Origin of the sequence: Paracoccus salipaludis, assembly GCF_002287065.1 — a bacterium.
Taxonomy (GTDB): domain Bacteria; phylum Pseudomonadota; class Alphaproteobacteria; order Rhodobacterales; family Rhodobacteraceae; genus Paracoccus; species Paracoccus salipaludis.
The window spans coordinates 136496-150193 of record NZ_NSJZ01000002.1 but is presented as its reverse complement, the minus strand read 5'-3'; the positions used below and the strand labels follow the sequence as shown (position 1 = coordinate 150193).

Below are 13698 nucleotides of genomic sequence, written 5' to 3'. Positions count from 1 at the left end.
CGGTTGACCCGGCCGGCGCCACGTTTATTAACCTTTTGGCAGCTTCGCCCCCGTCTACTTCACATGCCGCTTCTCCGCCTGGGCTGGATCCTTTCATGAACGCGCGCGCGCCCGGCCTGTCCTGTTCCCTGTCCCGGACCGCGGAACTGCCCCCCGAGCGGCGGGTCTTCCTGCTGCTGCAAGGACCCCACGGGCCGTTCTTCGACCGGCTGGGGCGGCTGCTTCGCGCGGCGGGCGCCACCGTCTGGCGCGTCGGCTTCAACGCGGGCGACGAGTTCTTCTGGCGCGAGCGCGAGTTTTTCATCCCCCATTCCGGCGGCCCCGACGGATGGCCCGCCCACCTGGACCGGCTGATCGCCGAGAAGGGCGTCACCGACATCGTGCTTTACGGCGACGTGCGCCCGGTCCACGCGGCGGCGCGCGCCGCCGCCACCCGCGACGGCCTGACGCTGCATGTCTTCGAGGAAGGCTATCTCCGCCCCTTCTGGATCACCTATGAGCGCGGCGGCGCGAACGGCTATTCGGCGCTGATGGAGGTCAGCCTGGACCGGATGCGCGCCGTGCAGCGCGTCTTCGGGGCGGACGTGAACCGCCCGCCCGCGCAGTGGGGCGACATGCGCCAGCACAAGTTCTACGGCGCGCTTTACCATTTCCTCGTGCTGACGGCGAACCGGCGCTACCCCGGCTTCACCTCGCACCGCGACATCACGCTGGCGCGCGAGTTCCGGCTGAACCTCGCGCGCCTTCTGCTGTCGCCGGTCCATGCCGCCCGCCGGTGGCGGCAGGCGCGCCGCATCCGCGCGGCGGGCTTTCCCTATGTCCTGGTGCTGATGCAGCTTGAACATGATTCGAGCTTCCGCGCGCATTCGCATTATCGCACCATGTCCGAGTTCACCGCCGAGGTGCTGGAAGCCTTTGCCCGCGCCGCGCCCCGCCATCACCACATCGTCTTCAAGGCCCATCCGCTGGAAGACGGGCGCGCGGCGCTGCAGGCCGCCATCATCGCCCAGGCGCAGGCGCTGGGACTCGCCGACCGGGTGCATCTGGTGCAGGGTGGCAAGCTGGCGGGGCTTCTGTCGCAGGCGCGCTCGGCGGTGACGATCAACTCGACCGCGGCGCAGCAGGCGCTGTGGCGGGGACTGCCGGTCAAGGCGATGGGGCGGTCGGTTTATGCCAAGCCCGGCCTTGTGTCGGACCAGAGCCTCGACGAGTTTCTGCGCCGCCCCCTGCCGCCCGACCAGGCGCGCTACCGCGATTACCGCAACTACCTGCTGGACACCTGCCAGGTGCCGGGCGGATTCTACGCGGCGCGGTCGCGCGCCCATGCCCTGCGGCTGGTGGTGGACATGATGCTGGACCCGCAGGATCCTTATGCCGCGCTCGAAGGCGGGCATGCGCGCTCTCGGCAACAGATGGACGGGCGCGACCGGTAAACCATGCTTTTTCTGGATACGCCCCGGCGCAGCGGGTAAAGACGATCACAAGAGAACAAGACGGCGCGACCAAGAATCGCCCGGTGGACAGGAGACCTGGACTTGGCTGACCTTTCCCTCACCCCCGCCGCACGGGGCGGCGCCATGCGGGTTGCCCTTCGGATCGCGGCGCTGTCGTCGATGGCGCTTCTGGCTGCCTGCTCCCTTCCCCGCTCGGGCCCGAACAAGAACGAGATCTACAAGGGCTCGGTTGACCGGGGCGGCAACACGCATGTCCTTTACGTGAACGACCACGTGGCGCGGGCGTCCTCCTATACGCCCACCTACGGCTTCGGGTCGGACTTCCTGGCCGCAGGCACCGTGGGCGCGGACGAGATCCGGCCGGGCGACGTCCTGGGCCTGACGATCTGGGAAAACGTGGACGACGGGCTGCTGGCATCCATGGGCCAGTCGAACACGGCGCTGCAGGAACTGCAGGTGGACAGCGGCGGCTATATCTTCGTGCCCTACGCGGGCCGGGTGCGCGCGTCGGGCAACACGCCGGACGAGCTGCGCCAGATCATCACGCGGCAGCTGGAAACCCAGACCCCCGACCCGCAGGTGACCGTGACGCGCGTCGCCGGCAACGGCGCCACCGTGTCCGTCATGGGCAAGGTCGGCGGCCAGGGCGTCTTCCCGATCGAGCGCCCGACCCGCACCCTGTCGGCGATGCTGGCGCAGGCGGGCGGCGTCACCATCGATCCCGAAATCGCGGTCGTGACGGTCAAGCGCGGCAACAGCACCGGCCGCGTCTGGCTGCGCGACCTTTACGCCAACCCGCGCAACGACGTGGCGCTGCGCCCCGGCGACGTGATCCTGGTGGAAGAGGACCAGCGCAGCTTCACCGCCCTGGGCGCGCTGGGCGGGCAGACCAAGGTTCCGCTGGGGTCCGAGGAGATCAACGCCATCGAGGCCATCGCCATGGTGGGCGGCCTCAGCTCGAACCTCGCCGACCCGACGGGCGTCTTCGTGCTGCGCGACGAGCCGCAGTCGGTGGCCCGCAACGTGCTGGGCCAGGATGTCTATGGCGACCAGCGCATGGCCTATGTTCTGGACCTGACGCGGCCGAACGGGCTGTTCCTGGCCCGCGACTTCCTGATCCGCGACGGCGACACGGTTTACGTGACCGAAGCGCCCTATGTGCAGTGGCAGAAGACCCTCGGCGCCATCACCGGCAGCGCCAACAGCGCGAACTCGCTGAGCAACCTCGCCAACTGAGGATGACGGAACAGCCGCCCGAGCGCTCGGGCCAACGGCGGCTGTTCGTCCTGAACGGCGGATTCTTCGCCAGGCCCCGGCTGCGGCGCATCCTGAACCTGGCGGGCTGGCGGCTGGCCGTCGGGCGGCCGGACGAGGGCGAGGCCGTGGGCATCTGGGGCGCAAGCCCCACCGCCTGGCGCGGCCGGGCGCTTGCCGCGCGCACCGGCGCGCAGGTGGTCACGGTCGAGGATGCCTTTCTGCGGTCCGTCCTGCCGGGGCGCGACCGCAGCCCGGTCGGGCGGCGCGGCCCCGTCGGCCTGCTGATCGACCCCGAGGGGCTACATTTCGACCCGTCCGTTCCCTCGCTGATCGAGACGCTGGCGGCCTCGCCCGAGGCCATGGCGCGGGGCGAGGAGGCGATGGCGGCGCTCGCGCGGCTGCGCGCGGCGGACCTGTCGAAATACAACGCCCATCTGCCGGACCTGCGCGCGGCCGAGCCCGGCTATGTGCTGGTGATCGACCAGACGCGCGGCGACGCCTCGCTGCGGGGGGCGGGCCGCGAAACCTTCATGCGGATGCTCGAGGCGGCGCGCGACGAGAACCCCGGCGCGCGCATCGTCCTGCGCACCCATCCCGAAACCGCCGCGGGCCTGCGCCGCGGGCATCTCGGCCCCGCCGACCTGCAAAGCGGGGACATCCTGTGCGACGCCCCGGTCTCGCCCTGGCGGCTGGTCGGGGATGCGGCCGCCGTCTATGCCGTGAGTTCCCAGCTTGGCTACGAGGCGATGCTGGCGGGCCACCGGCCGCGCCTGTTCGGCCAGCCCTTCTATGCGGGCTGGGGCCTCAGCGCCGACGAGGCGCCCGTGCCGCGCCGCATGGGGCGGACCACCCTGCCCGCGCTGTTCGCCGCGACGCACCTGATGGCGCCGGTCTGGTATGACCCCTGCCGCGACCGCCTGACCGACCTGGAAGGCGCGATCCGCCAGCTCGAGGCCGAGGCGCGGGCCTTCCGGCAGGACCGCGACGGGCATCTGGCCCTCGGCATCCGCCTGTGGAAGCGGCGCACCATTGCCGGGTTCTTCGGCGACGGACGCGGGGTGCGCTTCACCCGCCGCCCCTCGGCCGCCGTGACGCTGGCCTGGGCGAACCGGGCAGGCGCGGTGCCGCAGGCGCTGCGGGTCGAGGACGGCTTCCTGCGCTCGCGCGGCTTGGGGGCGGAACTGGTCCCGCCGCTGTCGCTGGTCGCGGACGGACGCGGCATCTACTATGATCCGACCCGCGACAGCGACCTTGAACACCTGATCGCCCAGCCCCTGCCGCCCGGCGGACGCGCCCGCGCGCAGGCCCTGATCGCCCGGCTGCGCGAAGGGGCGCTGACGAAATACAACCTGTCGGGCGACCTGCCCCCGATCCCGCGCGACGGCCGCCCCGTGATCCTCGTGCCGGGCCAGGTCGAGGACGACGCCTCGATCCGCCTGGGCGCGGGAGCCGAACGCACCAACCTTGCCCTGCTCAGGCGCGCGCGGGCCGCGAACCCCGGGGCGCTGATCGTCTGGAAGCCCCACCCGGATGTCGAGGCCGGCCTGCGCCCCGGCGCGATCCCCGAAGGGGAACTCGCGGGCCTCGCCGACGTGGTTGCGGCCAAGGCCCCCGCCGCCGCGCTGATCGACGCGGCGGACGAGGTCTGGACCATCACCTCGACCCTTGGCTTCGAGGCGCTGATTCGCGGCCGCCCCGTCACCACGCTCGGGGCGCCCTTCTATGCGGGCTGGGGGCTGACGCGCGATCTGGGGCCCGTGCCCGCGCGCAGGCAGGCGCGAATCGACCTTGAAACGCTGGTCCATGCGGCGCTGGTCGCCTATCCGCGCTACCGCGATCCGGTTTCGGGCCTGCCCTGCCCGGTCGAGGTCGCGGTGGACCGCCTGTCGGACCCCGGGCTGGCGCTGGGCGGCCCCGGTCTGCGCTGGCTCGCCAAGGCGCAGGGGGCGCTGTCCGGCCACAGCTGGATCTGGCGGCGCTGAGCCCGCGACCGTGGCCTTTCCCCCGGACCCGCTTCGGCCTACACCCCGGCCATGGCCCGCACCACAGGTTCCCGCGCCGAGATCACCGGCCCGCTTGTCCGCGACGCAGCCCTGCGGCTGTTCGCGCGCCACGGCTATGCGGCCGTGTCCATGCGCCAGATCGCGGCAACGGTGGGCGTGCAGGCGGGCGCGCTTTACGCCTATACCCCCGACAAGCAGGCGCTGCTGGCGAACCTGCTGACGGATCACATGGAAAACCTGCTGGCCGCCTGGAAGGACGGCCCCGACGCCCCGCCGCTGGAACGGCTTGAGGCCTTTGTGCGCTTCCACATCGCCTATTCGCTGGACCATGCCGACGCCGTGTTCCTCAGCTACATGGAGCTGCGGAACCTTTCTCCCGCCAACTTCGCCGCGGTGGCCGCCCTGCGCGGGCGCTACGAGGACAGCCTGACCGCAATCCTGCGCGCAGGGGCCGAGGCCGGGGCGATGCGCCTAGCCGACCCCCGGCTGACGACAATGGCGCTGATCGGGATGCTGACAGGCGTCACCAACTGGTTCCGCGAAGGCGGGCGGCTGGATCGCCGCGCGGTCGCGGACCACTACTGGGGACTTGTCCGCGGGGCGGTCGGCGCGGGATGATCGGCGCATGAGTCTGCCGCCCGGATTCCTGGACGACCTGCGGACCCGCGTTCCGATCAGCCGGATCGTGGGGCGCAAGGTGACGTGGGACCTGAAGCGCTCGAACCAGGCCAAGGGCGACTGGTGGGCGCCCTGCCCCTTCCACGGCGAAAAGACCGCGTCCTTCCACGTCGATGACCAGAAGGGCTTCTATTACTGCTTCGGCTGCCACGCCAAGGGGGACGCGCTCGCCTTCCTGCGCGAGGCCGAGGGCCTGGGCTTCATGGAGGCCGTGGCGGTCATGGCCTCGGAAGCCGGGGTGCCCATGCCGGAGCGCAGCCCGCGCGAGCAGGCGCAGACCGACCGGCGGACGCAACTGGTCGAGGTGATGGACCGCGCCGTCCGCTGGTTCCGCCTGCAGCTGCAAAGCGGCGCGGGCGGGGCCGCGCGCGACTACCTGTCGCGCCGGGGGCTGGACGCGGCGGCGCTGGAGCGCTTCGAGATCGGCTTCGCCCCAGACCTGCGGCAGGGCCTTCTGCGGCATCTGACGGATGCGGGCGTGCCCGAGGCGCTGGTGATCGAGGCGGGGCTGGCGGCCAGGCCCGAGGACGGCGGCGCGGCCTATGACCGCTTCCGGAGCCGCATCATCTTCCCCATCCGCGACGCGCGGGGGCGCTGCATTTCCTTTGGTGGCCGCGCGATGGACCCGAACGCGCGGGCGAAATACCTCAACGGCCCGGAAACGGCGCTGTTCGACAAGGGGCGCAACCTTTACAACCTCGGGCCCGCGCGCTCGGCGGTGGCCAAGGGCCAGCCGCTGGTGGTGGCCGAAGGCTACATGGACGTGATCGCGCTGGTCCGCGCGGGCGTCGAGGGCGCGGTCGCGCCCCTGGGCACCGCCATCACCGAGGAGCAGCTGCGCCTGATGTGGCGCGTCGCGCCCGAGCCGGTGATCGCGCTGGACGGGGACGCCGCCGGCCTGCGCGCGGCCATGCGGCTGATCGACATGGCGCTGCCGCTGGCGGGGCCGGGACAGGCGCTGCGCTTCGCGCTGCTGCCCTCGGGGCAGGACCCCGACGACCTGATCCGCGCGGGCGGCGCGGGGGCGATCCGCGCCGTTCTGGATCAGGCGCAGCCGCTGGTGGACCTTCTGTGGCGGCGCGAGACCGAGGGGCGCGTCTTCGACAGCCCCGAACGCCGCGCGGCGCTGGACAAGGCGCTGGACGAGGCCGTCGCCCGCGTCCCCGACCAGGCCACGCGGGAACATTACGCCCGCGAACTCAAGCGCAAGCGCTGGGCCCTGTTCGCGCCGCCGCGTGCCGAGAAGGGCCGGTTCGCGCGACGCGACGCGCCGCAGCAGCCGGTGCCGCAGACACGCGCCTCGGCCCTTGTGGCGACCGATCCGGGCGAGGCGCTGATCGAGGCAATGATCCTTGCGCTCTGCGCCACCCATCCTGCGCTGGTCGCGCGCGTCGAATCCCGGCTCGAGCGGCTGGAACCCGCTGACCCCGGACGCGCGGCGCTGGTCCACGACCTGCTGGCCGGGTCCTCGAGCGCAACGGGGCGGGCCGCCCTTGACGCGATCCTGGCCGATCCCCATGTCCGCTGCGCCCCGGCGATCTCCCATCCCGCGGGCGCCATGGACACCGCCGAGCCGCTGCTTCTGAACGCGCTGGACCGGATCGAGGCCCACCGTGCGGCGCGCGACGAAATCGCGCGGGCCGAGGCTGAGATCCAGGGGCTGGCCGACGAAGGGCTGACCTGGCGCGTCACGCAATCGGCGCGGGCCCGGCTGCAGGCCGACCAGCCGTCGATGGGCGGCGGCGACGATCTTGGCGAGGATCGCGACGAACTCGCGGCCCGGCTCAGCCGGGCCTTGACGGACGAAATCTGGCGAAAACGTCGCTGATTGCGTCGAATCAGGGAACCGAATCAGACGTCGTCCGCTTTGCCGGCCGGCGTCTTTCAATTAGAACCGCCGGTATCCCGGCATCCGATTCGCCTGATTCGCGAATCAGCTCAGAAGGAACCGCCCGATGGCCAAGGACGACGACGACAAGCCGGAAGCCAAGGACGACGATCATTCGCTGGACATGAGCCAGGCGGCCGTCAAGCGCATGATCGCCGACGCGCGCGAACGCGGCTACATCACCTATGACCAGCTGAACGCCGCCCTGCCCCCGGAACACGCCTCGTCCGAGCAGATCGAGGACGTCATGTCGATGCTGTCCGAGATGGGCATCAACGTCATCGAGGACGAGGAGGCCGAGGAGGCCGAAACGGGCGGCGCCGTCGTGCCGGCCTCGACCAGCCGCGAGATCGCGGTGGCCGCCCCCGAGACCGAGAAGCTCGACCGCACGGACGACCCGGTGCGGATGTACCTGCGCGAGATGGGCTCGGTCGAACTGCTGTCGCGCGAAGGCGAGATCGCCATCGCCAAGCGGATCGAGGCCGGGCGCAACACCATGATCGCGGGGCTGTGCGAAAGCCCGCTGACCTTCAAGGCCATCACCATGTGGCGGCAGGAGCTTCTGAACGAGGAGATCCTGCTGCGCGACGTGATCGACCTGGAAACGACCTTCGGGCGGTCCATGGCCGACGAGGACGAGGACGACCTGCCGGTGGACCTGCCGCTGGCCGACGCCGCGCCCGCCGAGCGGACCAAGTCCTGGGGCGACGAACTGGACGCCGACGGCAACCCCATCCGCGTCGAAGCCGACGAGGACGAGGACGACGACGGCCAGAACCTGTCGCTGGCCGCGATGGAGGCCAGCCTCAAGCCGCGCGTTCTGGAAACGCTGGAAGCGATCGCTGCCGACTACGAGGATCTTGCGCATATGCAGGACAACCGGATGTCGGCCACGCTGAACGAGGACGGCAGCTTTTCCGCCGCGGACGAGGCCGCCTATCAGCAGCTTCGCACCCGCATCGTCGGGCTGGTGAACGAGCTTCACCTGCACAACAACCGCATCGAGGCGCTGGTTGACCAGATCTACGGCATCAACCGCCGGATCGTGACCATCGACTCGGGGATGGTGAAGCTGGCCGACGCCGCCCGCATCAACCGGCGCGAGTTCATCGACGCGTACCGCGGCGCGGAACTCGATCCCACCTGGATCGACCGGATGATCCAGAACAAGGGCCGGGGCTGGCAGGCGCTGTTCGAACGCTCGCGCGTCCAGGTCGAAAGCCTGCGGGGCGAGATGGCCATGGTCGGCCAGCACGTCGGCGTGGACATCGAGGAATTCCGCCGGATCGTGAACCAGGTCCAGCGCGGCGAAAAGGAAGCGCGCCAGGCCAAGAAGGAAATGGTCGAGGCGAACCTGCGCCTCGTGATCTCGATCGCCAAGAAATACACGAACCGCGGGCTGCAGTTCCTTGACCTGATCCAGGAAGGCAACATCGGCCTGATGAAGGCCGTGGACAAGTTCGAGTACCGCCGCGGCTACAAGTTCTCGACCTATGCGACCTGGTGGATCCGTCAGGCGATCACCCGGTCCATCGCGGACCAGGCGCGGACCATCCGCATCCCGGTCCACATGATCGAGACGATCAACAAGCTGGTCCGCACCGGCCGGCAGATGCTGCACGAGATCGGCCGGGAACCGACCCCGGAGGAACTGGCCGAAAAGCTGCAGATGCCGCTGGAAAAGGTCCGCAAGGTGATGAAGATCGCCAAGGAGCCGATCTCGCTCGAAACCCCGATCGGGGACGAGGAGGACAGCCAGCTCGGCGATTTCATCGAGGACAAGAACGCCGTCCTGCCGCTCGACAGCGCCATTCAGGAGAACCTGAAGGAAACGACGACGCGGGTTCTGGCCAGCCTGACGCCGCGCGAGGAACGGGTCCTGCGGATGCGCTTCGGCATCGGCATGAACACCGATCACACGCTGGAAGAAGTGGGCCAGCAGTTCAGCGTCACCCGCGAGCGTATCCGCCAGATCGAGGCCAAGGCGCTGCGGAAGCTGAAGCATCCCTCGCGCTCGCGGAAGCTGCGGTCGTTCCTGGACCAGTGACGCAAGGTTGCAAGTTAATAAAGGATTAATGGGAACATTGGTGGTATCGTCAACCTGCGGGCGACTCCATGATCGGTGTTAACCGTTTGATCTGGTTCATGCCGCGGGGGGCGCGATGGCTACCTTCTCGTTTATCCTGTACCGCAGCGAAACCGACTTGCGCCCCGGCAGCGAGCCGGCGCGCGCCCTGGTCGAAACGGCCCGCCGCTGCAACGAGCGCTTCGGCCTGACGGGCTTTCTTCATCACGAGGAAGGGTTCTTCTTCCAGTGGCTGGAAGGAGAGCCCGTCAACCTGGCCGGCATCATGGCGCGGATCGAACGCGATCCGCGCCACCGGAACCTGACCTATCTGGCGCAGGGCACCGAGCCGGAGCGCCAGTTTTCACGCTGGCGCATGGGCTATTCGACCCGCAGCGACGCCTCGGTCCTGCGCTGGATGGCCGAGCATCCGGTCGTGATCCGCGAGCGGTCGGAATACGCGGCCGGGATGCTGGCCTTCCTGCGCGAACGCGAGGCCTTCGCGCACTGAGGCGTCAGCTCAGCCGCTCGATATGGGCGGCCAGAGCGTCGGCGTAGGTCTTGAGGAAGCCGCGCAGGCTTTCGTCCGTGACGGTGCCGTCCTCGGCGAACTTCTCGGGGTCGAACTTCAGGTAGAACTCGGGATGGCCCATCACGACCATGCCCAGCGTCACCATCTGCGCCTTCAGCGCCAGTTGCGCCGCCGCCGTGCCGATGGCGCCGGTCGCCGCCCCGCAGCAGCCCGCGGGCTTGTTCACCCAGACCGACTGGCCCCAGGGCCGGCTGCCCCAATCCAGTGCGTTGACCAGAACGCCCGGCACCGTGCGGTTGTATTCCGGCGTCACCAGCAGCACGCCGTCGGCCGCCGCGATCTGCGCGCGCATCCGCTCGACCGGCTCGGGACCGCGGCCGTCGTGCCACAGGTCGTCGTTGTAAAGCGGCAGGTCGCCGATCTCGACGAAGTCGAAGACCAGCCTGCCTTCCGCGACCTTCGCCAGCGCCTTGGCGACGGTGTGGTTGATCGACTGCGAACGCAGCGATCCGACAAGGACGGCAACGGTGCGGGTCATGCGGGCTCTCCTGATCTTCGGCATCCGTTAAGGACAAGTGCGAAAGCTTGTTGATGTTCCCGAACGGATTGGCAACACCACGAGTCCGTGACACGGGGGACCGGCGATGGCGTGGGTGGGCGATCTTCAGGCGATGCGCGTGCTGGCGCTGGCGCTGGCTGTCGCGGCGGCAGTCCTTCTGGCGATCCTGCGGCGGCAGGCCGGTGCGCTTGGGGCGGCCCAAGAGGGGGCGGCGGGCGCCGGGGCCGAGGCGCAGGCCGCGGGCCTGCGGGCCGCCGATGCCATGGCCCGGCTGGACGGGCTGACACGGCGCCTCGACGACCTGGGCGACGAACGGGACGAGTTGCGCGACGCCCTGCACGCCAGCCGCGAACGCCTCGCCGCGCTGGAACGCGAGCTTGCGGGCGCAGCCACGCGGCATCAGGCGGCCTCGGCCCGCGTCGCCGAACTCGAGGGCGAACGTGGGCAGTTGCGCCATGCGCTGGACGAGGCCCAGGCGCAGCTTGCCCAGCGCAGCCGCGAACTGGCCGAGGTGCGCCTTGCCGCCGCCAAGGACCGCGAGACGGCCGAGCAGAACCTGGCCCTGCTGCGCGAGTTGCGCGAAGAGATGACCGGCCAGTTCCGCCTGATGGCGGATGAGTCCCTCCGCCGCCAGGGGGCCGACCTTGAGAAGGCCCATACGGAGCGCCTGGCCGCGCTGCTGACCCCCTTCCGCGAGCAGGTGCAGGGCTTCCAGACCGAATTGCAGGCCCGCAACAGGATCGTGGACGAGGAACGCGCCATGCTGCGCGAACAGATCGAGGGGCTGCACCGCCGGTCCGAAGAGATCGGCCGCGACGCGGTGGCGCTGACCCGGGCGCTCAAGGGCGAAAAGCAGCGGCAGGGCGCTTGGGGCGAGATGATCCTGGAACGGGTGCTGGAAGGCTCGGGGCTGGAACGCGGCACGCATTACGTCACGCAGGAAAGCTGGCGCGCCGAGGACGGCAAGCTGTGGCGCCCCGACGTGGTGGTGCACCTGCCGCGCCGGAAGGTGCTGGTGATCGACAGCAAGGTGTCGCTGAACGACTACGAGACTGCCGTGAACGCCGAAGGACCGGGCGACCGCACCGCCGCGCTCAGGCGTCATGTCACGGCGATCCGCGCCCATGTGACGACGCTGTCCGACAAGGGATACCAGCGGATCGACAATGCCTCGGTCGACTACGTGGTGATGTTCATCCCCATCGAGGGCGCCCTGTCCGAGGCGCTGCGCGTCGATCCCGACCTCGGGCTTTCGGCGCTGAACCAGCGGGTCGTGCTGGCGACGCCCATGACCCTGATGCCCATGCTGCGCACCGTCGATCACATCTGGGCCGTCGAGCGGCGGGAAACCAACGCAATGGAGATCGCCCAGCGCGCGGGCCACCTTTACGACAAGCTGGCGCTGTTCGTGGACGCGATGGAGGACGTGGGCAAGTCGCTGGACGGGGCCGTACGGGCGCATGGGCAGGCCATGGACCGGCTGACCCGCGGCTCGGGCAACGTGGTCGGACAGGTCGAGAAGCTGCGCGCACTGGGCGCGCGGGCGCAGAAGCGCATCTCGGTCGATCACGACGCCGAGGACCCGGCCCCCGTCCGCCTGCTGGAAGCGGGCGAGTAAACCCGTTTCTGGCCGATCTGGTGTCTTCAACCAGATGTTGTGATTCGCCGCATCCCCTATGCAAATCCTGTGAAAGGCCCTATTTTGAAGGCCAGTCATGGATGCATGGGGACGAACCGATGCGCTGCCCCTTCTGCGGAAACGCCGACACCCAGGTCAAGGACTCGCGTCCCGCCGAGGACAACGTCGCGATCCGCCGCCGCCGCTTCTGCCCTTCCTGCGGGGGGCGCTTCACCACCTATGAACGGGTGCAGCTGCGCGACCTGGTCGTGCTCAAGTCCAGTGGGCGCCGCGAGGATTTCGACCGCGACAAGCTTGCCCGGTCCATCCGCATCGCCATGCAGAAGCGCCCGATCGAGGCCGAGCGCATCGACCAGGTGATCTCGGGCATCGTGCGGCGGCTGGAAAGCATGGGCGACACGGACATCCCGTCCAAGGCCATCGGCGAGATCGTGATGGACACGCTGGCCCGGATCGACACGGTGGCCTACGTGCGTTTCGCCAGCGTCTACAAGAACTTCCAGGCGGCCGACGATTTCGACCGCTTTGTGTCGGAACTGCGCCCGGCGTCCGAGTGACCCCCGACCTGCGCCACATGGACCACGCGCTGCGGCTGGCACGGCGGGGCCTGGGCAACGTCTGGCCGAACCCCGCCGTGGGCTGCGTGATCGTGGCAGATGGCCGGATCGCGGGCCGGGGCTGGACCCAGCCCGGCGGGCGTCCCCATGCCGAGCGGATGGCGCTGGACATGGCGGGTCCGGCCGCGCGGGGGGCCACGGCCTATGTCACCCTTGAACCCTGCGCCCACCACGGCCGCACCCCGCCCTGCGCCGAAGGACTGATCCGTGCGGGCGTCGCGCGGGTCGTCACGGCGCTGACCGATCCCGACCCGCGCGTCGCCGGGCGCGGCCATGCCATGCTGCGCGCCGAGGGCATCGAGGTCACCGAGGGCGTCCGGGCCGAGGCGGCAGCCGCCCTGCAGCGCGGCTTCCTGAGCCGCGTGACCCTTGGCCGCCCGATGGTGACGCTGAAGCTTGCCACCAGCTTCGACGGGCGGATCGCGACGGCCACGGGCGAAAGCCGCTGGATCACGGGCGGGGCCGCGCGCCGCCATGTCCACCTGCTGCGGCTCACCCATGACGCCGTCATGGTCGGCGCGGGCACGGCGCGCGCGGACCGCCCGGCGCTGAACGTGCGTGGTTTCGGCCCCGTGCGCCAGCCGGTCCGGGTGGTGCTGGCGAATGACGCGATCCCGCCCCTGCCCCCCGAGGATGCGGATCACGGTCCCCTCTGGGTGCTGCCCGGCCCGCCTGCCGGGGCGCTGGCCGAGCTTGGCCGCCGCGGGATCACGCGGGTCTTCTGCGAGGGTGGCGGGCACCTTGCCGCGGCGCTGCTGGCCGGGGGGCTGGTGGACGAGATGGTCGGCTACACGGCTGGCGTCCTGTTGGGCGGCGACGGCCGCGCCGCCGTTGCCCCGATGGGACTGGCCGCGCTTGCGGACGCGCCGCGCTTTCAACTGGCCGAAACGCGGGCGTTGGGCGGGGACCTGTTCCACCGCTGGGTCAGGGCCGGCGCCTAGGGCGATCCCGACGGCCGCTTCCCTGCCGGGATCCACGGCGGGACGGCCCGACGGCTGCGCCCCGA

General features: G+C 70.3%; 11 protein-coding genes. 10 read left to right on the top strand and 1 reads right to left on the bottom strand.

The genetic code is table 11. The features are described 5' to 3' along the window. The first annotated feature begins 95 nt into the window (after window positions 1-95). The 7 genes from CK240_RS03370 (at window position 96) to CK240_RS03340 (ending at window position 9856) form a co-directional block, all read left to right on the top strand. Entirely contained in the window at window positions 96-1433 is a 1338-nt protein-coding gene (locus tag CK240_RS03370; protein ID WP_095638924.1) for a capsule biosynthesis protein, read from the top strand. A 144-nt stretch (window positions 1434-1577) separates the two neighbouring features. Further along, window positions 1578-2690 carry a polysaccharide biosynthesis/export family protein gene (locus CK240_RS03365; RefSeq protein ID WP_420818605.1) on the top strand — a complete coding sequence of 371 codons (1113 nt, stop codon included), beginning with the start codon at window positions 1578-1580 and terminating at the stop codon, window positions 2688-2690. Between the two features lie 2 nt (window positions 2691-2692). Next, window positions 2693-4693 carry a capsular polysaccharide biosynthesis protein gene (locus CK240_RS03360; RefSeq protein ID WP_095638923.1) on the top strand — a complete coding sequence of 667 codons (2001 nt, stop codon included), beginning with the start codon at window positions 2693-2695 and terminating at the stop codon, window positions 4691-4693. A gap of 51 nt (window positions 4694-4744) precedes the next feature. After that, complete coding sequence (locus tag CK240_RS03355; protein ID WP_095638922.1) at window positions 4745-5332, top strand: TetR/AcrR family transcriptional regulator; 588 nt, start codon at window positions 4745-4747, stop codon at window positions 5330-5332. 7 nt (window positions 5333-5339) lie between these two features. After that, window positions 5340-7220 carry a DNA primase gene (gene dnaG / locus CK240_RS03350; protein ID WP_095638921.1) on the top strand — a complete coding sequence of 627 codons (1881 nt, stop codon included), beginning with the start codon at window positions 5340-5342 and terminating at the stop codon, window positions 7218-7220. A 127-nt stretch (window positions 7221-7347) separates the two neighbouring features. After that, complete coding sequence (rpoD, locus tag CK240_RS03345; RefSeq protein WP_095638920.1) at window positions 7348-9327, top strand: RNA polymerase sigma factor RpoD; 1980 nt, start codon at window positions 7348-7350, stop codon at window positions 9325-9327. Window positions 9328-9442: 115 nt separating this feature from the next. Beyond that, complete coding sequence (locus tag CK240_RS03340) at window positions 9443-9856, top strand: BLUF domain-containing protein (protein ID WP_095638919.1); 414 nt, start codon at window positions 9443-9445, stop codon at window positions 9854-9856. A 4-nt stretch (window positions 9857-9860) separates the two neighbouring features. Here the strand turns inward: CK240_RS03340 and CK240_RS03335 are convergent, their stop codons facing one another. Then, a complete protein-coding gene (locus CK240_RS03335; protein ID WP_095638918.1) occupies window positions 9861-10415 on the bottom strand; it encodes an NADPH-dependent FMN reductase in 555 nt (184 codons plus the stop codon). Window positions 10416-10521: 106 nt separating this feature from the next. Here CK240_RS03335 and CK240_RS03330 point away from each other — a divergent pair, with 106 nt between their 5' ends. The 3 genes from CK240_RS03330 to ribD all read left to right on the top strand — a co-directional run bounded on the left by CK240_RS03330 (window position 10522) and on the right by ribD (window position 13633). Beyond that, window positions 10522-12054: a DNA recombination protein RmuC gene (locus CK240_RS03330; RefSeq protein WP_095638917.1), complete on the top strand. Its 1533-nt coding sequence runs from the start codon at window positions 10522-10524 to the stop codon at window positions 12052-12054. Between the two features lie 119 nt (window positions 12055-12173). Continuing rightward, complete coding sequence (gene nrdR / locus CK240_RS03325; RefSeq protein ID WP_095639233.1) at window positions 12174-12632, top strand: transcriptional regulator NrdR; 459 nt, start codon at window positions 12174-12176, stop codon at window positions 12630-12632. Between the two features lie 17 nt (window positions 12633-12649). Further along, window positions 12650-13633 (top strand): bifunctional diaminohydroxyphosphoribosylaminopyrimidine deaminase/5-amino-6-(5-phosphoribosylamino)uracil reductase RibD, encoded by a 984-nt coding sequence (gene ribD, locus CK240_RS03320; RefSeq protein ID WP_095638916.1) that lies wholly within the window; start codon window positions 12650-12652, stop codon window positions 13631-13633. Window positions 13634-13698: the final 65 nt, after the last annotated feature.